The sequence below is a fragment of the Caballeronia sp. LZ028 genome (genome assembly GCF_031451415.1).
Taxonomy (GTDB): Bacteria; Pseudomonadota; Gammaproteobacteria; order Burkholderiales; family Burkholderiaceae; genus Caballeronia; species Caballeronia zhejiangensis.
The window spans coordinates 1,089,906-1,112,464 of sequence record NZ_JARUXN010000004.1; the positions used below are offsets into that span (position 1 = coordinate 1,089,906).

A 22,559-nucleotide genomic window follows, 5' to 3' on the forward strand; every position below is an offset into this window, starting at 1 on the left:
CCTGACGAAGCGAGCAACGTGCGTGCCCGCCTCGCCCGAAAACCTTATTGCGTAAGACGCAGCACGCCGAGATTGCCCGCGATCTGCTGGAAGATCTGATTGAGCGTCGTGTTGCTCGGCGCGTGATAGTAGTTGCCGGGGCTCGCGCAGTTCTGCATCGTCGTCTGCGCGCTCACGCTGGCCGTATCCGTTCCGTAAGTGCCGAACGTAATCGAATAGATGATGATGCCGTCCTGCTTCATCGCCGAGCACACCGCGAGCTGGTACGTATTGATGTCGTCGACGGAGCCCATCGAGCCGGGGCCTTTGGGGAACACCGTGCTCGACGTCAGATCCGCGCGGCCCACGCCCGACAATCCGTTGAATGCCTGCGGCGGCATGAAGCCCGTCGATCCGCCCGGATCGTTCTCGCCGTCCGTCAGCACGATGACCACGCGCTGCAAGCCCTGCGTCGTCTCCGGGCGCGGCAAGGACGTGTCGGTCGAAATGAAGCCGTTGCCCGCGCCCGCCACATTGTCCGACCACGACGACTTCAGCATGCGCCAGCCCCACAGGAGACCGGTCGGGATCAGCGTCGAGCCGGCCGCCTTCATGTTGGTGATGGCGGTCGTCAGATCGCTCTGGCTCTTCGTGAGGAAGAGCGCAGCCGCGATGTTGCACGGACCGTTGGTGCCGTAGTTGGTATTGCCGTTCTGATCGTAGGTCGTGGTCGAAGTCGAATTGCTGCTCGAATTGACGTACCACTGGTCGTAAATCGCGGGCGGCGTTGCGCCCGAGTATGTCGTACCGCACGAAGTCGTCACGCTGCCGCTCGTGAGATACGTGAGCGGCGCGCCGACCGTGACGGTCGGGTTGCTGTTGATCGTGCAGGTGGTGATCTTGTTCTTCGTCGATTTGGTGTACGTGTAGACCGAGAAGCTGTTCTTCGGCACGTTCCAGAAGAAGGGCCTGAAGTTCGGCGACGACGCCGGCTCGTAGGCCTCCGCGCGCAGGTTGCCGCCCGCGTCGCGCGGCTCGACCGCGCAGCCGCCCCAGCCCGAACCCTTCCAGTTCTTGCTGGCGGTCATCGACATATGCTGGGCGTTGTAGTTGTCGAACAGCGGCGTGATCCACTTGCCGGTGGGCTGCAACGCATTCTTGACGTTGACCATCGTCGTGAACGGCACGAGGCCGACATACGAATCGGTCGTGGACGACTGGAAGATGCTGGTGACGAGATTCTGCGCGGCCGCGCGCAAGCCCGTGATCTTCGTGCCCGCCGTGTAGTCCTTGGTGTTCGCGTAGTCGGACATCGAGCCGGTATTGTCGAGCACCATCACCAGTTCGAGCGTGCTCTTGGGCAGGCGCAGCGCCGCGTTGCTCGCGCTGACGGTCGCCGTGTCGGGATTGGTCTGGTTGTTGCCGCTGTCGGAACCCGTGTCCGTTTTGGCCTTGCCGAAGAAGACCGGCGCGAGCAGCGGCATCGAGCCGGATGCCGAGAGCTTGATGGTCTGCCCCGTCGCGGGCGCGCCCGTCACCGACGCCGAGAAATTCGCGTTGGGCATGTTCAGCGCCAGATAGCCGGACGGCATGTTGACGTCGTAGAACGCGCGAGCGTCGGTCTTCCAGTTGGCGAGATCGGCGGGCTTGGTGGTGTCGTAGTGCGCGAGATCCGCGCCCGCGGAGAGCGTCGCGACGTCGAGCGCCATCTGCATGCGCGCCTGCGTCATTTCGTAGTGGATCGAGTCGATGGCCATGCACATCGAGCCGATCATCATGCTCGCGCAGATCGCGAACATCATCGTGACGGCGCCCTCGTCGCCGCACACCAGATTGCGCGCGCTGCGCGCGCTCAGAGGGCCGTGCTGCTTTCGCATTGCGATGTCGACAAGGTCGAGGATGGGTTCGAGAGCGCCAGCACCTGCCCGTTGCGCGGACGAACGAAGACGCGCTCGTAGATCGTCGTCTCGCCCGGTGCGCTGCGCCAGAACGGCGCGGTCATCGAGAACGGCGTGTAACGGTAGAAGACTTCGATCGCCACCGCCGAATCGCCGTAGCGGAACGGCCAGTTGCTCGGCACAACCTTCGTCGCCGTGACGCTCGACGTCATGCCTGTCGGCTGCCATTTCGGCTTCGCGCTCCACATGATCGCCGGCGTGCCCTTGGTCTGCGCGAGCGTTCCGCCCATCTGCGTGCAATTGCAGTTCACATTCTGGTCGCAGATCGCCGTGATGATGACGCCGCCCTTGCTGTCGAGCGTGTTCGGCTGCGCGAGCGTGACCGCCGCCGCCCAGATCGACGTGAGGCTGTTCGCGTTGGTCGCGTTGTTCTTGTCCGACGTGTCGTCGATGACGTTGCTCATCTGGCCGATCGAATCCGCGAGCGTGAACGCCGTATGCTCGACGAGACTCACGGCGCGCATGTACAGATACAGCTCGGTGAAGCCGAGCAGGATCAGCAGCATCACGGGCACGACGATCACGAATTCGATCGTCACGGCGCCGCGCTCCGAGCGCATGAGCCGTTTCGACACCGAGCGCGCGCGTCGCGTGACGGCCGCCGCGAACAGGGATCGCATCGTTGCGCTGACGGGCTTCATTTTTCGTTTTGCACGAGATAGTTGCGTTGGAAGGTCATCGAGTTGATGCCGAAGAGCTTCGGAATGCCCGAGAAGGTCGGCATCGTCACCGTGATCTGGTAGAGCACGACATCGCCGAAGCCGCCCATCGTGTCCTCGTAGTTGCCTGCGGAAATATCGTTGTACGAGTCGTACGCGTAGGTCTTGATATCGACGGTGCCGTTGATGTTCTTCCAGCCGCCGAGAATGTTGTTGACGATGCGCGCCGCCTCCTGGCTGCGCGTGCCGCTCGACGGATCGGTCGTCGTGAGCCCCGCGCGCGAGGCCTGCTGCGCCGCGTATTGCACGGAGGCGTCGACGATCATGTCGAGCGCGACTTCGACCGTGCCGAGAATCAGGATGAACAGCACCGGCGCGACGATCGCGAACTCGATCGCCGATACGCCGCGCTCGTCGCGCGCGATGCGCTTCCAGAAGCGGCGGTTTCCGAGCGACCGCGCGCGCAAGATCATTTCACGCTCGCCGTCTGGACCTTGGGCGTCGCGATCGCGGAGACGGCGACGCTCTTCGACGGCTGCGCGCTCGTCTGTCCGTCGCGCTCGCGCTGCAGTTCGTAGTAACGCAGGTTGTCGCGCACCGACGCCTTCGGCAAATCGCGCGACAGGATCGCGGCGGCGGCTTCATCGTTGCCGAGCAGGCCGTACGCGAGCGCGAGATTCTGGCGCGCTTGCGGCGGCGCGGCGGGAAAGCGCGTCACGTCGAGCAGCACGTTCGCGCCCTGACGCGGATCGCCCGACAGCGTGAGCGAAAGACCGAGATTCAGCGACAGCATCGGATCGCCCGGATTCGCGATCAGCGCTTCGCGCAGCAGCGCTTGCGCGCGCGCGTGATCGCCGGAGAGATCGAGCGCCGCGCCGAGGCCCGCGCAGGCGAGCGGATCGTTCGGCGTGATCGCGAGCACGCGATGATACGTCGCGATGGCGTCGGCGAAACGTCGTTGATGAATCGCCACGCGCGCGATGCCGATGAGCGGCGGCGTCGCCTTCGGATCGATCTGGCTCGCGCGCTGATAGTAGACGCCCGCGCGCGTGAAATCGCCGACGCCGTACAGCGTGTTGCCGAGACCCGTCAGGCCGGGCACGGACTTCGGATCGGCCTGCACGATCTTCTCGTACAGCGAAGTCGCGAGCTCGAAGTTGTTCGATTGGAGCGCCGTGTCGGCGATGCGCAGTTCGCTCATCGTGCTCGGCGCGGAGTTGCGCAGCACGGGGCGCGTTTCGGTCACCTGGCGCACGGTGGTCGTGCAGCCGGTGGCGGCCAGCATGAGTGCGAGCATGGAGGCGAGTGCCGCGATACGCGCGGTGCGTTGGATGGATGGCTTCATTTATTTCCCGCGATGAACGCAAGCAACTGAATGACGGCAGGGCCCGCCGCGATCGAGATGATGGCGGGCAGAATGAACAGCATCATCGGCACGACCATCTTCGGCGCGAGCTTCGCGGCCTTCTCTTCGAGCGAGACGATATGCGCGAGACGCTCGGTGCGCGACAGCGTGCGCAGCGCCTGCGTGATGGGCGTGCCGTAGCGCATCGACTGCGTGAGCGTCGAGATGAGCGCGCGAATCGACGGCAGATCGATGCGCTCGGCGAGATTGTTGAGCGCGCGCGTGCTGTCGCCGGATAGCTTGAGCTCGTCGGCGGCGAGCGCGAATTCGTCGGAGAGCGGCGGGCAGATCGTCTTCAGCTCGTTGGCCACGCGCCGGATCGACACGCCCAGGCTGTTGCCCGCGTTCGTGCAAATGACGAGCAGATCGAGCGCATCGGGCAGGCAGCCGGCCATCTTCTTGCGGCGGCGCGACGCCCGGAACGCGACCACGTACTCCGGCAGGATCATGCCGACGATGAACACCATCAGCATCGCGATGCCGCGTGCGGCCGGATACGCGCCGACCATCGGAATGCGCGAGCCGAGCATCACGGTGGCCGCCGCGCAGGCGAGCCCGCAGAAGAATTTCACCGCGAGCAGGATCGACACCGCGAGGTTGCTGCGATAGCCGCTGCGCACCATTTCCTTCTGCAGCTTGAGCCGATATTTCGCATCGAAGAACGGGATCTTGTCGCCGATGCGCGCGAGCCGGCGCATCACGCGCTCGCCGCGCGTCATCGTATCGCCGCCGTCGTCCGTCGCGACGTTGTCGGAGCGGTGCGTGGCCGCGGCCATGCGCGCGCGCTCCGCGATGCGCCCGCGCGTGCCGCCGTGCTTGGTCATCCACCAGATGGCGAGCGCGGCGAACAGGCCGAACAGCATCAGCAGATTGATGAGCGTTTCGAACTGGTTCTGATTCATCGCGAGGTATCGAGTTTCGACATCTTGCCGATCACGATCAGGCCCACGACGATGGAAATCACGCCGAACGTGAGCACGTTGTTACCTGAATCGGTGTTGAACAGCACCATCAGATAGTCGCGGTTGAGCGCGTACATCGATCCCATGATGACAACCGGAATCGCCGCGAGAATCTTCGTCGTGATGCGCGCCTCGCCCGTCAGCGCCTTGGTTTTCTGGCGAATCTCGCGGCGCGTGCGAACGATGCCCGACAGGTTTTCCAATGTCTCGCCGAGCTGGCCGCCGGTTTCGCGCTGCAGCAGCAGACATACGCAGAAGAACGAAAAATCCGCGATCTCGATGCGCCGCATCGCCACCGCGAGCACTTCTTCCAGATCGAGTCCGACCTGCAGCGAATCGGCCATCAATTGGAACTCGCTCTTGAGCGGCTCGCGGCATTCGCTCGCCGCGCTGCCGATCACCTGCGTCACGGGCACGCCCGCACGCACCGCGCGCACGATCATGTCGATGACGTCGGGGAAGCCGTCGAGAAAGCGCTTGCGAAAACGCTCGACGAGAAAGCGGTACGACTGGGTCAGCGCGAGCGCCGGCAGGCCGATCGACACGAGCGGCGGCAGAAAATCCGGCATCGGAGCGAAACGGTTGACGATGACGGCGACGAGCTCGCCCGCGAGCGTCGCGACGATCACGATACGAAGGCCGTTCGCGCCCGCGACCGTGCGCAGGCGCGCGAGGCGCGGCCCGGTCCAGCGCGTGAAAGCGTTCTCGTGGCGATTGACGTGGAAGATGTCGAGATCGTGCTTGCTGGCCTTCGCCACGTTCGCGCCGCGCCCGGCGAACGATGTCTGCATGCGTTGGCGGATGCGCGACGGCGGCTGATTGTTGCGCATGTCCTGCACGATGACGACCATCACGCCGAACAGCATCACGCAGACGAACGAAGCGACGGTGATGAGATTGACGAGGTTCATGGCTTCATCGCTTCCAGAAGCGCATCTTCGAGGCCGTAGTACGCGGCGCGCTGCGCGAAGGCCGGACGCACGGCGGCGGTTTCGAAGACGCCCTTCACTTCTTCGCTGTAGGCGCTCGCGTCGTAGCGGAACGTGAACAGATCCTGCGTGATGATGACGTCGCCCTCCATGCCGACGAGCTCGGTGATGCGCGTCACGCGCCGCATGCCGTCGCGCATGCGCTCGATCTGCACGATGAAATGCACGGCGCTCGCAATTTGCCGGCGGATCGACAAGAGCGGCAGGTTGCCGTTCGCCATCATCACCATCGATTCGAGACGCGTGATGCCGTCGCGCGGCGTGTTCGCGTGGATCGTGGTCATCGAACCGTCGTGGCCGGTATTCATCGCCTGCAGCACGTCGAACGCTTCGGGGCCGCGCGTTTCGCCGAGGATGATGCGGTCCGGGCGCATCCGCAGCGCATTGCGCACGAGATCGCGCTGCGTCACGGCGCCGAGACCTTCGGCATTCTCCGGCCGCGTCTCCAGACTCACGACGTGCGGCTGCACGAGTTGCAGTTCGGCCGCATCCTCGATCGTCACCGTGCGCTCGCCGTGACCGATGAAATGAGACAGCGCGTTGAGCAGCGTCGTCTTGCCCGACCCGGTGCCGCCCGACACGATGATGTTGAGGCGGCATGTGCTCGCGAGCTTGAGCACGGTCGCCATTTGCGCGGACAGGTTGCCCTGCGTCGCCATGCGATGCAGCGTGATGTTGCGCTTCGAGAACTTGCGGATGGAGATCGACGCGCCGTGGATCGCGAGCGGCGGCAGCACGACGTTTACCCGGCTGCCGTCGGCGAGACGCGCATCGACCATCGGACTGCTTTCGTCGACACGACGTCCGACGCCCGCCGCGATGCGCTGCGCGACGTTGACGACGTGCGCGTTGTCGCGGAACTTGCAGTTGGTCAGTTCGAGCCGGCCGTGCCGCTCGACCCAGACCTGATCGGGACCGTTGACGAGCACGTCGGTGATGGTTTCATCGGCGAGCAAGGGTTCGATCGGGCCGAGACCGAACATGTCGTTCAGCAGCTCGCCGACGATCTGCACCTGCTCCGCGATCGTGACGTTCAGGCGCTCGCGCTCCGCGACATCGAGCACCAGCGTTTCGACCGCAGGCTTCATCTGCTCGCGCGTCTTGCCGACGGCCGCCGACGGATTCATCGCCGCGAAGACGCCCGCGCGGATCGTCTTGAAGAGGTCGGAGCGCACGAGCGCTTCGTTGCCGTCCGGCTGCTGCGAGCGCACGGGCGCAGGCGCGGACGCGGCGGCCTGCTTCTCGACGAGCGAAAGCGGCGGCGCCTCACCTTGCGGCTGTCCGTTCGCGCCGTCGCGGGAATCGGACGGCGGCTCCGCGCGCACCTGCTTTTGCCCGAACATCACGCCCTCCGGAGCTTGAACTTGCTCAGGAACGAGCGCTCGACCGTCGCGTGCTGGCCGGTGAGGTCATTGGCGATGCGCGCGATAGTCTGCGTGAAGCCGTTCTGCGCGCGCTCGACCGGCGCTTCGCCAAGGTTCTCGGCGGTCGCGAGCGCTTTCGGCTCGAACTGCACTTCGTGCAGCACGGTGCGGCCGATCGCCGTCATGAAATCCGTTTGCTGCACCTTCCCTGCGGCCGCCGCGTTCGGATTGTTGAGCACCACGGAAGTCGGCGGATTGTTGTCGCGATCCTCGATGTAGCGCAGCATGCGGATCGTCTCGCGCGTCGCATGCACCGAGCGGTCCGCGACGAGATACACGCGCGACGCGTGATCGAAGGCTTCGGCGGCGAGCGGGCCGTTCGGATCGCCGATATCGAGAATCACGTAATGGAAGCTGTCGCACAAGAGCTCGACGACGCGGCGCAGCGCGCCCGGCTCGAACTGCTTCGTCGTGCCGTAGTCGATATCCGCCGACAGGATGAACAGGCGGCTGCCGTTCGAGACCAGCGTGCGTTCGACATATTGCGGATCGAGACGATGCACGTTCTGCAGCACGTCGACGAGGCCGTTGTTGCTCTGCGTGCCGAGCATGCTGTTGGCGGCGCCGCCGCACATCTTCAGGTCCACGTACGCCACGCGGCGATGCGTGTCCTCGGCGAGATAACGCGCGAGATTGAGCGCGAGCGTCGTCACGCCGACGCCGCCGCGCGCGCCCGCGAACGCGATGGTCTTGCCGGCGCGCGCGAGCGTCACCGGGCTCACCTTGCCCTCGGAGACGTTGACGGTGCGCTTGAGCAGCTCGACCGTCAGCGGCTTGACGAGATAGTCGCGCACGCCGATCTTGAGCAGGCTGCGGAACAGGCCGACGTCGTTGCGCTCCCCGATCGCGACCACCTGCACCGAGGGCTCGCACACTTCCGCGAGACGGCCGAGGTCGGAGAGCGGCATCACCGATCCTTCCAGATCGACGAGCAGAAAGAGCGGCGATCGCTCGATCTTCGACAGATGCGCGATGGCGTCGTCCACGTTGCCGACGGCGATGTGAACGTGCGGCATCGCCTGTTCGAGCACGAAGCTCTTCAGGACCTGCTCGGTCTTGCGGTCCGCCACGAACGCGATGAAGTCGGCGATCCGGACGCCCTGCTTGCCTTTGAAGAAGCTGATCTCGGTGGTGCTCATGTTCTCGGTCCGTGAAGGCGCTAGTTCGAATCGCGCGTCGACGACTTGTCGAGCTGGAGGACGTGGCCGGTTTCGTAGCGGCGCATCGCGCTGGCGGCGGTCGCGCCGTCGGCAGGGCCGAGCGGCTGCGGCGCGACGATATCGGCCGGATGCGCGAGCTGCGCCGCGAGATTCGTGTAGGTCGCGCAGCCCCATTGCATCGACGGGCGCTGCCTGCCGGCATCGGAGAGAACGGGCGGGCGCGAGAGCGCCGCGCAATCGGGCGGCACGGCGCCGGTGCCGTCATAGCCGATCACCGATTCGTTGGGCATGTTGCGCGGCGGGTGGAAACACCCGGACAGGCCGCACGCGAGCGCGAGCAGCACGGCGAGGGTCGAGACGCGGGTCGGGCGAAGTGCGAGTTTCATGGCTGGGCGCTCAGTAGACGTAGCCCGCCGCGCCGACGAGACGCGGTTCGGATGCGGACGGCTGCGCGCCCGCCTTGCGCTGGAAGCTGTATTCGACGTCGCTCGAAGGCGAGATCAGCGAATCGAGCGGCGAACGCAGCTTCGCGGGATCGGTCGGCTCGACGAGATACGGCGTCACCATGATGACCAGCTCGGTCTTGTTGTTCTGGTAATTCGACGACGAGAACAGCTTGCCGAGCACCGGAATCGAGCCGATGCCGGGAATCTGCGAAACGATGTCGGTGGTATTGCTCTGCAACAGCCCGCCGATCGCGAAGCTCTGGCCGCTCGCCAGCTCGACAGTCGTATCGGCGCGGCGCACCGAGAGGCCCGGCACGGTCACGCCGCCGGTCGTCACGCTCGCGGTCGAATCGATCTGGCTCACTTCCGGGCGCACCTTCAGGCTGATGCGGCGTTCGTTGAGCACGGTCGGCGTGAAGTCGAGCTTGACGCCGAACTGCTTGAATTCGACCGAGATCGCGCCGTTGGTCTGCGAGACGGGAATCGGAAACTCGCCGCCCGCGAGGAAGCTCGCGGTCTGGCCGGACATCGCGACGAGATTCGGCTCGGCGAGCACGGTGAGCAGGCCTTCCTGATTCAGTGCGTCGATGAGCGCGCGAATGTCCGTATTGCCCGCCTTGAAGCCCGCGAGAACCGAGAACGCGTTGTTGGACGGCAGGTTGATCGGATACACGACGCCGCCGTTCGAACCGACGATCGGCTGGCTCAGATTCTGGATCGCGCGGCCCGCGAAGAGCCCGCCGAGCCAGTTGCCCGAATTGCCGAGCGCCTGCCAGTTGATGCCGAGCTGCTGCGTCACGTTGCGGTCCACTTCCGTGATGCGCACGCGCAACTGCACCTGCAGCGGACGGTCCACCGTCAGGCGGTTGATGAGCACTTCCTTGTCGGCGAGAAACGGCGTCAGCGCCTGCACGATCGCATCGGCATCGCTGGAAGTCGGCACCTGGCCGGAGACGAGCAGCGAGCCCTGGCCCGAGCTCGTCTGCAGGTTCAGGTTCGGAAAGCGCGCGGCGAGCATGTTGCGCACCGAGAGCATGTCGCGCGCGACGACCACGGTGCGCTGAAGCAGCGTCTTGTTGCCCGGCCCGAGCACATACAAGGTCGTCGTGCCGTTCTTCTTGCCGAGCACGAACACGGTCTTGGGCGAAGGCACATGCACGTCCGCGATCGACGGGTCGGCCACGAACACCGAAGTCGCATCCTCGGGCAGGCGCAGCATCGTGCCCTTGCCCGCGTCGAGCGTAAGCGGGCCGAGCGTGACGGCGGCGTCCGCCGGCGCGGCGAGCGCGGTCCGCGCAGGCGCCCCGGCGCGCACGCGAGTCTGCTGCGCGAGCTGCATGGCGGGCGCCGCGTCATCGCCCGGCTTCGTGGACATGACCGGCTGCGCCGCCGCTACGGACCCCGCCAGCAGCGCGCCGGCGCACGCGAGCGCGATTCGTGCGTTCCGCACGGTTCGCGCGCTCCGTCTTTCGATGCTGCTGAAGTCCAACTGCGTTCTCATGAGATTCGATCCTGGCACTGTGCTGCCGTGACTTGATGCTGCTGCTCCATATCGGCGCCGCGTTCGGCCGCGGCGGACGATGCTCATCGGGCCGGCACGCTCGGAATCGGCGGCGCGGCGTCCGACGATCCGCCGACCTGCGCGACCGTCGCACCGGCTTCGCCCTTCTCCGATCCGCGATAGATCGTGACCGGACGCGCGGGCGCCGCCACGCGAACCGGCGCGCTGACCTGCGTCTGGCGCGAGCGCGGCAGATCGCGGACGGCGCGCGAGATGTCGCCGGCCCAGATCGGCGCGTGCTGCGCGGACGATGCAGGCGCCGCCGCAGTCGCCGATGCGTTCGGATCGCGCTTGTCGGTCGCGAAGCTGCGCAGCGCGAGCGAAAGGGAACCGAGGCGCGCCGCCACGGCGACGACCTCGCCCATGCGCGGCGTCACTTCGAGCGTCACGGTGCGGGCGCGCGCGATGGGCTCGCTGCTGTCGCCGTTGTTCTTGGGCCGCTTGATCTCCGAGCCGACGGCCAGCACGCGTACGTGCTCGACCACGGTTTCGCTCGATACGGCCATGTCCGGCGAATCGGTGCGGCGCTCCATTTGCTGCGTCAGCAACAGATCGACGTAATCGCCCGGCTGAATCAGACCTGCGTTGCCGGAGACGTCATCGACCGCGACGGACACGGCGCGCATGTCGGGCTTGAGCGTCGCGGCGAGAAAGCCGGGTGCGTTCGGCAAAAAGACATCGGCCGCGGTCAGCACCGCGCCGCTCGCGGCCGGATGGCGCAGCAGCGCGCCCTTCAGGTCGGGCGCGTTCTGCGCGCCCGAAATGATCGCGTTGGGCGGAATCTGGTTGGCGGGCATCGCCTTCCACGCGAGGTCTTCGTCGCGCAGAAGCAGGCCTTGGGGCAGATCAGCGGCGCTCACCTGCACCTTCTCGGTCGTCACGGGCTGATTGGCCGGGCGCGAAGCGCTCGCGACCACGACGCGCACGATGAGCGCGATGAGCAGCGCGCCGATCAGAAGCATGGCGAACTTGATGATGTTGGACATGAGCGCGCCGTCCTATCGGATCGCAAAGAAAGGCATGAGCGCCGGCAGCACGATCACGAGACCGCCGCCGAGCGCGAGGGCCACGCCGTACGGAACGCCGCGCGCGCCGGAGAACATCGCGAGCGCTTTCATGGGCATGAACCGTTGCACGGGGTCCATGTGGCGCGTCGCGAGGCTGATGAGGGACACGACGGTCCCGATCACGGAAATCAGGGTTAAGGCGGGCAAGGACAAAGCGAGTCCGGCCCAGAGAAAAATCACGGAGGCGAGTTTCGCATCGCCTCCGCCCAGCATTTTCGCCGCGAACAGCACGGCGCAGACCAGGAATACGCCAATCGCGAGCAGCAGATGCACGATGACATCGTCGACCGGCATGCGGCGCGCCAGCGCGTCGGCAAAGAAGAGCGCCCCGACGACCAGCACGATTTTGGTCGGCAGGCGTCGGGAGCGCACGTCGATGACCGCGAGCCAGAGCAGCACGCAGAGCACGATCAGGCGGATGGCAAGAGACAAGAGCTGCACGTTGGTCTCGTTGTTGTGTGGGCCGGCGCTTGTTAGTTCGCGCTGCTTTGTGCCGTCGTGACCTTGTCGAACAGGGTCGAGAACATCGTTCCGACACTGGTGCTGAACGTGCTCGCCATCGCGCCGAGCGCCAGCACGACGATGCCGGCCAGGACTGCATACTCCATCGCGCTGACGCCGCGCTCGTCGCGCACGAATGCCTTCATCAGTTTGCGCATTTTTCTTTCCTTCAAGGGTTTAGGTAGGTGTGGACCCGGCAAAAGGAATACCGGGCAGGACCCATCCTAGCCATTTTGGGAAGGAATAACTTCGCGAATTAAAGCCTGAAATGGCCTCTTTCCGAGGTTTAGAAAAACGATGCGCGCGCCCTTTGTCGGCAACAATCCGAAATACTTTAGAGAGTGAATTTTTTCTTTTTTTATTTTTAACCAATCGACAAGACGGGCGCCCTATCGTTTTAAGCAGATCCCGCAAACTTTAGAGAAACCGTTTACTGATGTCTGGCGAAATGCGCTCGTAAGAAACGGCTCGACAAAACCTGAGCGATCCGGAGCCAGGCGCGCGGCGCAGCGCGAACCGCGCCGCCGCGAAAACGCAAGATTACCTTTTATTACCTGCTTTTGTCACGCAGTTTGCGCAACTCGCAAGATTATTATCCAGGGCCGCTCTTTCATGCCTTTCCATGCAAGCTTTATCCATCGCGCTTCTCGTCTTGTGGAAAAGAAGGCATGTCGATATCGCTGCTTGCCGAGCGGAAATTATCGCGCGCTTCTTGCGCGAGCTTTTCATAACGCTTGCGAAAAACCGTGAGTTCCTTTTCATCGAGCTCTTCGAGATCGAGCAGCGCGTTATGCGCCTTGTCGATTGCGCGAATCAGTTCGTCGAGCTTGATCTGCATCGCTGCGGTGTCGCGGTTCTGCGTGTTCTGGATCAAGAACACCATCAGGAAAGTGACGATCGTCGTCGACGTATTGATGACGAGCTGCCATGTATCGCTGAAGTGAAAGAGCGGTCCCGAGACGGCCCAGACGATCACGAGCACCACGGCGATGACGAAGGTCGATGCGCGGCCCGCTAATTGCGCGAGCGCATTCGAGAACCTGAGAAACCACGAAGTCTTCATTCGGCGTCTCTGAGCTTGAGGATCTGCTACGGGGCGCGGCTAGAATACCGCTTGTGAACACGAAGCCCAAACCCATCGATTTCTACGCGCCGTCCGAGATCGTCGCGCAACGCCTGATCGGCGCGATCGTGACCGTCGACGGTATCGGCGGCCGCATCGTCGAAACGGAAGCGTACGACCGCGAAGATCCGGCCTCGCATAGCTTCTCCGGTCCGACGCCGCGCAATGCAGCCATGTTCGGGCCGCCCGCGCATGTCTATGTCTATCGCTCTTATGGCATTCACTGGTGCATGAATTTCGTGTGCCGCGAAGCCGGTCATGGCGCGGGCGTGCTGATTCGCGCGATCGAACCGCTCGTCGGCATCGATGAAATGCGCGAGCGGCGCGGCCTTGCGCCGATCAAACTGCTGTGCTCGGGACCGGGCCGCGTCGCGCAGGCGCTCGGCATCACGCACAAGAACAATGGCATGTCGCTGCTCGAAGCGCCGTTTCATATCGAGCCGCCCGAGGAAGAATGCGCGATCGTTCAAGGACCGCGCATCGGCATCAGCAAGGCGATGGACGTGCCGTGGCGTTTCGGGCTTGCCGGTTCGAAATTCGTCAGCAAGCCCTTTCCGAAGGATTGACGCTTCAGTCAGCCGGACGCAGCTTCTTCACTTCATCGTCCGATGGCTGCACGCTCGCGCCATCGACATAACGGAAGGACGTCATCACGCCCTTGCCGTCTTTCAGCCCGGTTACGCCGACATACGCGCCCATCGTCGATTGATTGTCCTCCTTGCGATACGTGATCGGACCGAACGGCGTATCGACAGGCAAGCCCTTGAATGCGGCCGCGAGCTTGTCGGCGTCGGGCGAGCCCGCTTTCTTCAGGCCGTTCGCAATCGACATCATCGCCGTATAGCCGACGACCGAACCGAGGCGCGGATAGTCGTGATACTTCGCCTCGTAAGCGGCGACGAACTTCTTGTTCGCCGGCGTATCGATCGAATACCACGGATAACCCGTCACGATCCAGCCGACCGGCGCTTCCTTGCCGAGCGGATCGAGATAATCCGGCTCGCCCGTCAAAAGCGATACGACTGCGCGATTCTTGAACAGGCCGCGCGTATTGCCTTCACGCACGAACTTGCCGAGGTCCGCGCTGAAGAGCACGTTGAAGATGCCGTCGGGCTTTGCATCGGCGAGCGCTTGCGTGACCGCGCCGGCATCGATGTTGCCGAGCGGCGTCGCCTGCTCCGCGACGAACTCGACATCCGGCTGCGCGGCCTTCAGCAAGCGCTTGAACGTGGCCACCGCCGATTGCCCGTACTCGTAGTTCGGATAGACGAGCGCCCAGCGCTTCTTGCCGAGTTTCGCGGCTTCGGGCACGAGCATCGCGACCTGCATGTAAGTCGAAGGACGCAGCCGATATGTGTACTTGTTGCCGTCCTGCCAGACGATCTTGTCGGTGAGCGGCTCGGCTGCGAGGAAGAAGATGCGCCGTTGCTTGGCGAAGTCCGCGAGCGCGAGACCCGTATTCGACAGATAACCGCCGAACAGCAATTTCACCTGCTCGCGCGCGACGAGCTCTTGCGCGACGCGCACTGTATCGCCGGGATTGCCGTTGTCGTCGCGCGAGACGACTTCGAGCTTGTTGCCGTTGATGCCGCCCGCCGCGTTGATCTCGTCGAGCGCGAGATTCCAGCCGTTCTTGTACGGCATGAGAAACGCGGGCTGCGCCTTATAGCTATTGATCTCGCCGATCTTGATGGTGTCGGCGTGCGCGGCGAACGCCATGCCCGCTGCGATGGCCGCGATAGTGAAGCGCATTGGCGCCATTGAATCTTCTCCTCTCCGTTTGAATGATCGTTTAAACGCCGAGCAACTCGCGGCGCGCGGCATCGTCGCTCGCGAATGCGTGCATCGGGCCTTCATGGCGAATCTGCCCTTTTTCCAGCACATAAACGCGATCGCTGACGAGTTCCGCGAAATGCAGATTCTGTTCCGACAGCAGTATGGCGAGCCCTTCGCGCTTCAGTTCGAGAATCATATCGGCCATTTGTTCGACGATGACAGGCGCGACACCTTCCGATGGCTCATCGAGCAACACGAGGCGCGGATTGCCCATCAGTGTGCGCGATACGGTCAACATCTGCTGCTCGCCGCCGCTCATGCGGCTCGCGCGGCGATTGCGCATTTCGCCGAGATTCGGGAACACGCGAAAGAGCTTTTCGGGCGTCCACGATGGCGCATCTTCGCGCGGCGGCTGCCGACCCGTGTCGAGGTTCTCCATCACCGTGAGATCGCCGAACACGCGGCGATCTTCGGGCACGTAACCCAGCCCCTTGCGCGCGATGCGATGCGGCGCCATGCCCGCGATGTCTTCGCCCATGAACGACACCGCGCCCGATATGCGCGGCAGAAGACCCATGACGGCTTTCATCGTCGTGGACTTGCCCGCGCCGTTGCGGCCCATCAGCGCGACCACTTCGCCTCGTCCGACTTCGAAGCCGACATCGAACAGTATTTGCGCGCGGCCATGGAACGCATTCAACGCATCGACTTTGAGCAGCGTCATGACGATGCTCCCGCATTCAACGCCGCACGCGGCGCATACGATGCGCCCGTGCCGAGATAGACCTCGCGCACGCGGGCATCGTCGCGGATCGCTTCGGCATCGCCTTGTGCGATGAGACGTCCGCGCGCGAGCACGATCAGCTTGTCCGCATGTGAAAAGACCACGTCCATGCTGTGCTCCGTGAACAGCACGCCGATGTTGCGCTCTTTCGCTAGACGCGCGGTGAGCGTCATCAATTCATTGCGTTCCTGTGGCGCCATGCCAGCGGTCGGTTCGTCCATCAACAAGAGCTTCGGATGATTTGCAAGCGCGATAGCAAGCTCGACGCGCTTCACGTCGCCGTATGCGAGCACCGCGCAACTGCGGCGCGCATGCATCGCCATGCCGACGAGATCGAGCAACGCCATCGCTTCGTCTTCCCTCCACGATTCGACGCGCCCGAACAGCCTGTAGATGCGCCGCTCGCGCGAAAGCAATGCCATCTGCACGTTTTCGAGTACGGTCATCGAATTGAAGGTCGCGGCGATCTGAAACGTGCGCGCGACGCCACGCCGCCAGATATCGCGTGGACGCATGCCCGCGATATCGTGACCGTCGAAGCGGATCGCGCCGGAAGTCGGCTTGAGCTGACCGTTGATCATGTTGAAGCACGTCGATTTGCCCGCACCGTTCGGACCGATGAGCGCGAGCAATTGACCGGCTTCGAGATCGAATGAAACGTCGTCGACGGCGTGCACACCGTCGAACGACTTCGAGAGATGCGCGACGGATAGCAGGCTCATTGCGCCTCCCTGAAAAAGCGCTCGCGCACGAAACCCGCGATGCCTTGCGGAAACGCGATGACGAGCACGAGGATCGCCGCGCCGAGCAGCGCTTGCCAGTAGTCGGTCTGACGCGCGACGGCATCCTGCAGCCAGGTGAACACGCTCGCGCCGACGATCGGACCGGCAAGCGTCTGGATGCCGCCGAGCAGGACCATCACGAGGCCGTCGACGGAGCGGCCCACGCTGATCGCTTCCGGCGAGATGTTGCCCTTCGAGAACGCATAGAGCGAACCCGCGAGCCCGCACACGAGCGCCGCGACGATGAACGCGGCCCACTGCACGCGCGCGACGTTCACGCCGATCGCTTCGGCGCGCAACGGCGAATCGCGACCGGCGCGCATCGCGAGACCGAGCGGCGAGAAAAGCATGCGCCGCAAAAGCCATACGCCGATGACGGCGAAGAAGAGCGTGAGGTAGTAGAACGCGACGGGAGACGATAGCCACGGCGACGGCCAGATGCCCAATATGCCGTTGCTGCCGCCCGTCACGGCATCCCATTGAAAGACGACGGACCAGACGATCTGCGCGAACGCGAGCGTGAGCATCGCGAGATACACGCCCGATAAGCGCACGCAAAACCAGCCGAACACGATCGCGCCGATGCCCGCAATCAGCGGCCCGAGCACGAGCGCGGCTTCCATTGGTAACGCGAATACCTTGAGAAACAGCGCCGCGCCGTATGCGCCGAGGCCGAAGTACGCCGCATGACCGAACGAGTGCATGCCGCCCGGTCCCATGATGAAGTGCAGGCTCGCGGCGAACAGCACCGCGATCATGATCTCGACGAACAGCACGGGCATGTACGGAAACGCAACGGCGGCGAGCGGCGCGAGCGCAAGCGCGATCACGGCGATGAACGCCGCGATCCTCATGTTTCGCGTGGCGGGTAGCAAAGGCCGGTCGGCGGGCGCGGCGGAACGTGCGATCGTCTGCGGACGGCCGAAGAGTCCCCACGGACGCAGCACGAGCACGACCGCCATTACGACGAACTCGGCGACGAGCGTGAACTTCGACAGCGAGAAGCCGACGCCCATGATCGTTATGTTCCCGATGCCGATGCACATCGCCTTGATTTCGGCGATCAATAGCGCGGCGACGAACGCGCCCGGAATCGAGCCCATGCCGCCGACCACGACGACGACGAACGCATTGCCGATGGTCTCGATATCGAGCGAAAGATTCGCCGACATGCGCGGCACCTGCAGCGCGCCGCCGAGTCCCGCAAGCATCGCGCCGACGAAGAACACGCCGGTAAAGAGCCACGCCTGATTGACGCCGAGCGCGCCGAGCATCTCGCGATCCGCGCTCGCCGCGCGCACGAGCGTGCCCCAGCGCGTGCGCGTGAGCGCATACCAGAGCATGAACAGCACAAGCGGGCCGATGACGATCAGCGCGAGGTCATAGGTGGGCAACGCATGACCGAGCAGTTGCACCGCGCCTTCGAGATGCGGTGCGCGCGGGCCGAACAGATCTTCCGGTCCCCAAAGCCACAGCGCCGCATCGCGAATGATGAGCACGAGCGCGAACGTGGCAAGCAGATGAAACAACTCCGGCGCGCGATAGATGCGCCTCAGCACGCTCACTTCTATTACTGCGCCGATCGCGCCGACCAATAGCGCGGCGCCCGCGATCGACGTCCAGAACCCCGCGACGCTTTCGCCGAAGCGGCTCGCCAGGCTGTACGCGACATACACGCCGAGCATATAGAGCGAGCCGTGCGCGAAGTTGACGATGCGCGTGACGCCGAAGATCAGCGACAGTCCCGAAGCGACGAGAAAGAGCGCAGAAGCATCGGCGAGGCCGTTGACGAGTTGAACGAGCAGGTTGGAGAGCATCGGCTCTGTGAGCATTTCGGCGGAAAGAGCCGACATTATCGATGAATTGCGCAACCTTCTCGTGGCGCGACAGAAACATCCCGCGTGAAAACCACTGGAAAAAACGTATTGACGGCGTTTATGTCTCGTATATGCTCGCTGAAGGGCAATTGTCGGCATGGGCAATCGCTCTGCAAATCCACTCGACCAACGAGTCTTATCGTGAAAGTCCAAAGCCCTCTGGCACGCAGGAGCCATCACTCCCGCGCCGATCGCTGCGGCAAGCTTCCCGATCGCCGCTTCCTGTCGGTTCTGACCGTCCTCTCCCGCCGCTGCGTGCGGCGTCGCAACGCGATTTCCGCGCGCGCGTTCATCGCCGTGCATTGCGTCGGCGCGGCTTCGCTGCTGCCGTAGCGCCTCCTCTCGTTTTCTTCTCCATCAGTTGTTGGTCCGCGCGCGTGCGCCCGCACGCGTGAACGCGCGCGTCCTGCTTCTTCGCGCATTCGCGATGCATCGCGAAGGCCGTGGACGCGTGCGCCCTATCGAAACGTGAGAACGAACATGGAACGCATCGACGAATTCCTGCGAAAACATCGCATCACCGAAGTTGAAGCGATCATTCCCGACATGGCCGGCACCGCGCGCGGCAAGATCATTCCGCGCAGCAAGTTCGAATCGGGCGAAGCGATGCGCCTGCCGCAAGCCGTGATGATCCAGACCGTGACGGGCGACTATCCCGTCGATGGCAGCTTCACCGGCGTCACCGATCCCGACATGGTCTGCGTGCCCGATCCCGCGACGATCCGCCTGATTCCGTGGGCCACCGATCCGACCGCGCAAGTCATCCACGATTGCGTGCATTTCGACGGCACGCCTGTCGCCATTTCGCCGCGTCGCGTGCTGCGCGAAGTGCTTCATAAATTCGCCGCCAAGGGCTGGCGGCCTGTCGTCGCGCCCGAACTCGAGTTCTTTCTCGTCGATATGAATCGCGATCCCGATCTGCCATTGCAACCGCCGGTGGGCAGAACCGGGCGCGCGGAAACGGGGCGTCAGGCGTACTCGATCGATGCCGTCAACGAGTTCGATCCGCTTTTCGAAGACATCTATGAATACTGCGAGATGCAGGAGCTCGAAGTGGATACGCTGATTCACGAAGTGGGCGCGGCGCAGATGGAAATCAACTTTCTGCATGGCGATCCGCTCAATCTCGCGGACCGCGTGTTTCTTTTCAAGCGCACGGTGCGCGAGGCCGCGCTGCGCCACAAGATGTACGCGACCTTCATGGCGAAGCCGATGGAAAACGAACCCGGTTCGGCGATGCATGTGCATCAGAGCCTCGTCGATGAAGAGACCGGCCGCAATCTCTTCACCAATCGCGAAGGCGAACCGACGGGGCTCTTCTATAGCTACATCGCGGGCTTGCAGAAATACACGCCCGCGCTCATGCCGATCTTCGCGCCGTATATCAACTCTTATCGCAGGCTATCGCGCTTCATGGCCGCGCCGATCAATGTGCAATGGGGCTATGACAACCGCACCGTCGGCTTTCGCGTGCCGCACTCGTCGCCGCAGGCACGACGCATCGAGAATCGCATTCCGGGCGTCGATTGCAATCCGTATCTCGCGATTGCCGCCACGCTCGCCGCGGGTTATCTCGGCATGACGCAACATCTCGAACCGACCGAACCGCTCGCGAGCGATGGTTATCGCCAGCCTTATCAATTGCCGCGCAATCTCGACGAAGGCCTCACGCTGATGGGCGCTTGCGAGCCGCTTGCCGAAATGTTCGGCGAGAAGTTCGTGCGCGCCTATCTCGCGCTGAAGGAAACCGAATACGAAGCGTTCTTCCGCGTGATCAGTTCGTGGGAACGCAAGCATCTGCTATTGCACGTTTGAAGGAGCCGACAACATGAACGATCGAATCGATTCGACGGCGCATTACCGCGCGCTCGACGCCGCGCATCATCTGCATCCGTTCTCCGATATGGGCGCGCTCAATCGCGCGGGCAGCCGCGTGATCGTGAAGGCCGAAGGCGTGTATCTGTGGGATTCGGAGGGAACGCGCATCATCGACGGCATGGCGGGCTTGTGGTGCGTGAACGTCGGCTATGGACGCCGCGAACTCGCCGATGCCGCACTGAAACAGATGCAGGAACTGCCTTACTACAACACCTTCTTCAAGACGACGCATCCGCCGATCATCGAGTTATCGGCGATGCTTGCCGATGTCGCGCCCGCGAAGTTCAATCGCTTTCTCTATTGCAACAGCGGATCGGAGGCCAACGATACGGCGCTGCGCGCCGTGCATCGCTATTGGGCCGTGCAAGGACAAACGAAAAAACGCTATGTCATCGCGCGAGCGAATGCGTATCACGGCTCGACGATCGCGGGCGCAACGCTCGGCGGCATGAGCTATATGCACGAGCAGATGCCATCGAAGATGGAGCATGTCGCGCATATCGATCAGCCTTACTGGTTCGGTGAAGGCGGCGCGATGAACGAAGAGGAATTCGGCATTGCGCGTGCGCGTCAGCTCGAAGATATGATCGTCGAACTCGGCGCGGAGAACGTCGCCGCTTTTATCGGCGAGCCTTTTCAGGGCGCGGGCGGCGTGATCTTTCCGCCATCGAGTTATTGGCCGGAGATCGCGCGCATCTGCCGCAAGCATGACGTGCTCTTGATCGCCGATGAAGTGATCGGCGGCTTCGGCCGCACAGGCGAGTGGTTCGCGCACGAGCACTTCGGCTTCGAGCCGGATGTCATCACGATCGCAAAAGGTCTTACGAGCGGCTATGTGCCGATGGGCGCCGTCGCGCTATCGGATCGCATCGCGAATGCAATCGTGAATGGCGGCGAATTCAATCACGGCTTCACGTATTCGGGGCATCCGGTCGCGGCTGCGGTGGCCGTGGCTAACCTCAAGTTGCTGCGAGACGAAGGCATCGTCGCGCGCGTAAAGCACGATGCGGGGCCGTACTTTCAAAAGCGATTGCGCGAAGCGTTAAGCGATCATGCGATCGTCGGTGAAATTGCGGGCACGGGGCTCGTCGCCGGCATTCAGCTTGCCGAAGATCGCGCGACGAAAAAGCGCTTTGCCAATGGCGACGATATCGGCACGATATGCCGCGACTTCTGTTTCGCGGGCAATCTCGTGATGCGCGCGAGTCACGATCGCATGCTGCTTTCGCCGCCGCTCGTCGTCACGCATGACGAGATCGACGAAATCGTCGATAAAGCTCGCGCCGCCATCGATGCGACCGCGCCCGCGATTACGCACGCCGCGTAGCAAAGTATTCCGCCGCCATGTGCCTAAACGCCGTGACGGCGGGATTGTCTTGATCGGCACGCCACGCCATGCTCATTTCGGCCTGAACGGCGTTGCCCGCAATTTCCCTGAACTCGACACTGTCGTAATGAAACCGTTGCGACGATGCGGGCAGAATCGATACGCCCAGCCCTGCACGCACGAGCGAAAGAATGGTCGGCGTCTGATCGATGTATTGCGTGAAGTGCGGCTTCACTTCATCGGCGACGAGCATGCTCATGATGCGGTCGTAGAAGTATTTGCCGTGCGTGGGCGAATGCATGATGAAGGGCTGCTCGTGCAACTGCGTGAGTTCGAGCCGGTCGAAACGGCACAGCGCGTGTCCCGCAGGCAATGCGACGATCATCGGCTCGCGGTCGACGAGAAGAAACTCCACTTTCTGCCGCGAAGGCAGCGGCCGCATGAAGCCGAGATCGATCGCGTTTGCCTCGAAGGCTTCGATCTGCGCGACGGAAATCATCTCGAGCAGCACGACGTCGATATCGGGCAAATCGCGCTTCGCAGCGACGAGCAGTTCGGGTATCAGCTCATAGCCCGCCGCGCCCGTGAAGCCAATGCGTACGCGCCCGGTCTTGCCCTTGCTCGCGCGCCTCACGGTGCTTTCGGCTTGCTCGGAAAGATTGAGCAGGCGCGTTGCATCGGCGAGAAACACGCGCCCTTCGGTCGTCAGCTTGACCGTGCGCCCGACGCGCTCGAACAGCTTCACGCCGAGGTTTTCTTCGAGCAGATGAATCTGTCTGGAAAGCGGCGGCTGCGTCATGTTGAGCAGCGCGGCCGCGCGCCTGAAGTTCAGTTCCGTCGCGGCCGCAACGAAGCAACGTACTTGTCCGAGATCGAGCATTCGTAATCGACGTTGAGGTGA

At 63.5% G+C, this 22,559-nt stretch carries 23 protein-coding genes; 4 read left to right on the forward strand and 19 right to left on the reverse strand.

All coding sequences use genetic code 11. From position 1 onward, the window contains the following. Window positions 1–44: 44 nt before the first annotated feature. The 14 genes from QCE58_RS27795 to QCE58_RS27860 form a co-directional block, all read right to left on the reverse strand. Window positions 45–1,856 carry a VWA domain-containing protein gene (locus QCE58_RS27795; protein WP_309780500.1) on the reverse strand — a complete coding sequence of 604 codons (1,812 nt, stop codon included), beginning with the start codon at window positions 1,854–1,856 and terminating at the stop codon, window positions 45–47. Continuing rightward, window positions 1,832–2,578 (reverse strand): TadE/TadG family type IV pilus assembly protein, encoded by a 747-nt coding sequence (locus QCE58_RS27800; protein ID WP_239294390.1) that lies wholly within the window; start codon window positions 2,576–2,578, stop codon window positions 1,832–1,834. The genes QCE58_RS27795 and QCE58_RS27800 overlap by 25 nt, the downstream gene beginning before the upstream one ends. After that, the gene (locus QCE58_RS27805; RefSeq protein WP_008352927.1) at window positions 2,575–3,069 is read right to left on the reverse strand and encodes a TadE/TadG family type IV pilus assembly protein; all 495 of its coding nucleotides are present in this window, start codon (window positions 3,067–3,069) and stop codon (window positions 2,575–2,577) included. Before QCE58_RS27805 ends, QCE58_RS27800 begins: the two co-directional genes overlap by 4 nt. Beyond that, the gene (locus tag QCE58_RS27810) at window positions 3,066–3,941 is read right to left on the reverse strand and encodes a lipopolysaccharide assembly protein LapB (RefSeq protein WP_250521771.1); all 876 of its coding nucleotides are present in this window, start codon (window positions 3,939–3,941) and stop codon (window positions 3,066–3,068) included. The genes QCE58_RS27805 and QCE58_RS27810 overlap by 4 nt, the downstream gene beginning before the upstream one ends. Then, complete coding sequence (locus QCE58_RS27815; protein WP_250521772.1) at window positions 3,938–4,903, reverse strand: type II secretion system F family protein; 966 nt, start codon at window positions 4,901–4,903, stop codon at window positions 3,938–3,940. Before QCE58_RS27815 ends, QCE58_RS27810 begins: the two co-directional genes overlap by 4 nt. Then, window positions 4,900–5,874 (reverse strand): type II secretion system F family protein, encoded by a 975-nt coding sequence (locus QCE58_RS27820; protein ID WP_175979508.1) that lies wholly within the window; start codon window positions 5,872–5,874, stop codon window positions 4,900–4,902. The genes QCE58_RS27815 and QCE58_RS27820 overlap by 4 nt, the downstream gene beginning before the upstream one ends. Then, window positions 5,871–7,295, reverse strand: coding sequence for a CpaF family protein (locus QCE58_RS27825; RefSeq protein ID WP_250521773.1), 1,425 nt, complete (start codon window positions 7,293–7,295; stop codon window positions 5,871–5,873). Before QCE58_RS27825 ends, QCE58_RS27820 begins: the two co-directional genes overlap by 4 nt. Beyond that, window positions 7,295–8,515, reverse strand: coding sequence for an AAA family ATPase (locus QCE58_RS27830; protein ID WP_008352922.1), 1,221 nt, complete (start codon window positions 8,513–8,515; stop codon window positions 7,295–7,297). Before QCE58_RS27830 ends, QCE58_RS27825 begins: the two co-directional genes overlap by 1 nt. A gap of 20 nt (window positions 8,516–8,535) precedes the next feature. After that, entirely contained in the window at window positions 8,536–8,922 is a 387-nt protein-coding gene (locus tag QCE58_RS27835) for a CpaD family pilus assembly lipoprotein (RefSeq protein WP_175979509.1), read from the reverse strand. 10 nt (window positions 8,923–8,932) lie between these two features. Continuing rightward, window positions 8,933–10,321: a type II and III secretion system protein family protein gene (locus tag QCE58_RS27840; protein ID WP_409014183.1), complete on the reverse strand. Its 1,389-nt coding sequence runs from the start codon at window positions 10,319–10,321 to the stop codon at window positions 8,933–8,935. A gap of 245 nt (window positions 10,322–10,566) precedes the next feature. After that, window positions 10,567–11,529 (reverse strand): Flp pilus assembly protein CpaB, encoded by a 963-nt coding sequence (cpaB, locus tag QCE58_RS27845; protein WP_008352917.1) that lies wholly within the window; start codon window positions 11,527–11,529, stop codon window positions 10,567–10,569. Between the two features lie 12 nt (window positions 11,530–11,541). Beyond that, complete coding sequence (locus QCE58_RS27850) at window positions 11,542–12,051, reverse strand: prepilin peptidase (protein WP_008352914.1); 510 nt, start codon at window positions 12,049–12,051, stop codon at window positions 11,542–11,544. Window positions 12,052–12,083: 32 nt separating this feature from the next. Beyond that, entirely contained in the window at window positions 12,084–12,269 is a 186-nt protein-coding gene (locus tag QCE58_RS27855; protein WP_175979510.1) for a Flp family type IVb pilin, read from the reverse strand. A gap of 473 nt (window positions 12,270–12,742) precedes the next feature. Beyond that, window positions 12,743–13,174: a low affinity iron permease family protein gene (locus tag QCE58_RS27860; protein WP_008352912.1), complete on the reverse strand. Its 432-nt coding sequence runs from the start codon at window positions 13,172–13,174 to the stop codon at window positions 12,743–12,745. A gap of 53 nt (window positions 13,175–13,227) precedes the next feature. Between QCE58_RS27860 and QCE58_RS27865 the strand changes: the two genes are divergently transcribed. Continuing rightward, window positions 13,228–13,800 (forward strand): DNA-3-methyladenine glycosylase, encoded by a 573-nt coding sequence (locus QCE58_RS27865; RefSeq protein ID WP_008352911.1) that lies wholly within the window; start codon window positions 13,228–13,230, stop codon window positions 13,798–13,800. Between the two features lie 4 nt (window positions 13,801–13,804). Here QCE58_RS27865 and QCE58_RS27870 read toward each other — a convergent pair whose 3' ends face one another. The 4 genes from QCE58_RS27870 to QCE58_RS27885 are packed head-to-tail and all read right to left on the reverse strand — an operon-like array spanning window position 13,805 to window position 18,393. Then, the gene (locus QCE58_RS27870; protein WP_008352910.1) at window positions 13,805–14,995 is read right to left on the reverse strand and encodes an ABC transporter substrate-binding protein; all 1,191 of its coding nucleotides are present in this window, start codon (window positions 14,993–14,995) and stop codon (window positions 13,805–13,807) included. Window positions 14,996–15,026: 31 nt separating this feature from the next. After that, entirely contained in the window at window positions 15,027–15,734 is a 708-nt protein-coding gene (locus QCE58_RS27875; protein WP_249798690.1) for an ABC transporter ATP-binding protein, read from the reverse strand. Continuing rightward, window positions 15,731–16,516 (reverse strand): ABC transporter ATP-binding protein, encoded by a 786-nt coding sequence (locus tag QCE58_RS27880; RefSeq protein ID WP_250503091.1) that lies wholly within the window; start codon window positions 16,514–16,516, stop codon window positions 15,731–15,733. Before QCE58_RS27880 ends, QCE58_RS27875 begins: the two co-directional genes overlap by 4 nt. After that, complete coding sequence (locus QCE58_RS27885; RefSeq protein WP_250521775.1) at window positions 16,513–18,393, reverse strand: ABC transporter permease; 1,881 nt, start codon at window positions 18,391–18,393, stop codon at window positions 16,513–16,515. The genes QCE58_RS27880 and QCE58_RS27885 overlap by 4 nt, the downstream gene beginning before the upstream one ends. Window positions 18,394–18,594: 201 nt before the next feature. Between QCE58_RS27885 and QCE58_RS27890 the strand changes: the two genes are divergently transcribed. The 3 genes from QCE58_RS27890 (at window position 18,595) to QCE58_RS27900 (ending at window position 21,658) form a co-directional block, all read left to right on the forward strand. Continuing rightward, window positions 18,595–18,786, forward strand: a complete 192-nt coding sequence (locus QCE58_RS27890) for a hypothetical protein (RefSeq protein WP_008352906.1) — start codon at window positions 18,595–18,597, stop codon at window positions 18,784–18,786. Between the two features lie 147 nt (window positions 18,787–18,933). After that, window positions 18,934–20,268 carry a glutamine synthetase family protein gene (locus QCE58_RS27895; protein ID WP_250458012.1) on the forward strand — a complete coding sequence of 445 codons (1,335 nt, stop codon included), beginning with the start codon at window positions 18,934–18,936 and terminating at the stop codon, window positions 20,266–20,268. A gap of 13 nt (window positions 20,269–20,281) precedes the next feature. Continuing rightward, entirely contained in the window at window positions 20,282–21,658 is a 1,377-nt protein-coding gene (locus QCE58_RS27900; RefSeq protein ID WP_250521776.1) for an aspartate aminotransferase family protein, read from the forward strand. Here QCE58_RS27900 and QCE58_RS27905 read toward each other — a convergent pair. After that, on the reverse strand, window positions 21,642–22,538 hold the full coding sequence (locus QCE58_RS27905) for a LysR substrate-binding domain-containing protein (protein ID WP_008352900.1): 897 nt from the start codon (window positions 22,536–22,538) through the stop codon (window positions 21,642–21,644). The two genes, QCE58_RS27900 and QCE58_RS27905, sit on opposite strands and share 17 nt — an antisense overlap. Window positions 22,539–22,559 lie beyond the last annotated feature (21 nt).

What these genes read in the sequence shown, in the direction of transcription:
- QCE58_RS27795 (WP_309780500.1), bottom strand. Translation starts at nt 1,856, where the DNA reads ATGCGAAAGCAGCACGGCCCTCTGAGCGCGCGCAGCGCGCGCAATCTG.
- QCE58_RS27800 (WP_239294390.1), bottom strand. Translation starts at nt 2,578, where the DNA reads ATGAAGCCCGTCAGCGCAACGATGCGATCCCTGTTCGCGGCGGCCGTC.
- QCE58_RS27805 (WP_008352927.1), bottom strand. Translation starts at nt 3,069, where the DNA reads ATGATCTTGCGCGCGCGGTCGCTCGGAAACCGCCGCTTCTGGAAGCGC.
- QCE58_RS27810 (WP_250521771.1), bottom strand. Translation starts at nt 3,941, where the DNA reads ATGAAGCCATCCATCCAACGCACCGCGCGTATCGCGGCACTCGCCTCC.
- QCE58_RS27815 (WP_250521772.1), bottom strand. Translation starts at nt 4,903, where the DNA reads ATGAATCAGAACCAGTTCGAAACGCTCATCAATCTGCTGATGCTGTTC.
- QCE58_RS27820 (WP_175979508.1), bottom strand. Translation starts at nt 5,874, where the DNA reads ATGAACCTCGTCAATCTCATCACCGTCGCTTCGTTCGTCTGCGTGATG.
- QCE58_RS27825 (WP_250521773.1), bottom strand. Translation starts at nt 7,295, where the DNA reads ATGTTCGGGCAAAAGCAGGTGCGCGCGGAGCCGCCGTCCGATTCCCGC.
- QCE58_RS27830 (WP_008352922.1), bottom strand. Translation starts at nt 8,515, where the DNA reads ATGAGCACCACCGAGATCAGCTTCTTCAAAGGCAAGCAGGGCGTCCGG.
- QCE58_RS27835 (WP_175979509.1), bottom strand. Translation starts at nt 8,922, where the DNA reads ATGAAACTCGCACTTCGCCCGACCCGCGTCTCGACCCTCGCCGTGCTG.
- QCE58_RS27840 (WP_409014183.1), bottom strand. Translation starts at nt 10,321, where the DNA reads ATGCAGCTCGCGCAGCAGACTCGCGTGCGCGCCGGGGCGCCTGCGCGG.
- cpaB (WP_008352917.1), bottom strand. Translation starts at nt 11,529, where the DNA reads ATGTCCAACATCATCAAGTTCGCCATGCTTCTGATCGGCGCGCTGCTC.
- QCE58_RS27855 (WP_175979510.1), bottom strand. Translation starts at nt 12,269, where the DNA reads ATGCGCAAACTGATGAAGGCATTCGTGCGCGACGAGCGCGGCGTCAGC.
- QCE58_RS27860 (WP_008352912.1), bottom strand. Translation starts at nt 13,174, where the DNA reads ATGAAGACTTCGTGGTTTCTCAGGTTCTCGAATGCGCTCGCGCAATTA.
- QCE58_RS27870 (WP_008352910.1), bottom strand. Translation starts at nt 14,995, where the DNA reads ATGGCGCCAATGCGCTTCACTATCGCGGCCATCGCAGCGGGCATGGCG.
- QCE58_RS27875 (WP_249798690.1), bottom strand. Translation starts at nt 15,734, where the DNA reads ATGACGCTGCTCAAAGTCGATGCGTTGAATGCGTTCCATGGCCGCGCG.
- QCE58_RS27880 (WP_250503091.1), bottom strand. Translation starts at nt 16,516, where the DNA reads ATGAGCCTGCTATCCGTCGCGCATCTCTCGAAGTCGTTCGACGGTGTG.
- QCE58_RS27885 (WP_250521775.1), bottom strand. Translation starts at nt 18,393, where the DNA reads ATGCTCTCCAACCTGCTCGTTCAACTCGTCAACGGCCTCGCCGATGCT.
- QCE58_RS27895 (WP_250458012.1), top strand. Translation starts at nt 18,934, where the DNA reads ATGGAACGCATCGACGAATTCCTGCGAAAACATCGCATCACCGAAGTT.
- QCE58_RS27900 (WP_250521776.1), top strand. Translation starts at nt 20,282, where the DNA reads ATGAACGATCGAATCGATTCGACGGCGCATTACCGCGCGCTCGACGCC.
- QCE58_RS27905 (WP_008352900.1), bottom strand. Translation starts at nt 22,538, where the DNA reads ATGCTCGATCTCGGACAAGTACGTTGCTTCGTTGCGGCCGCGACGGAA.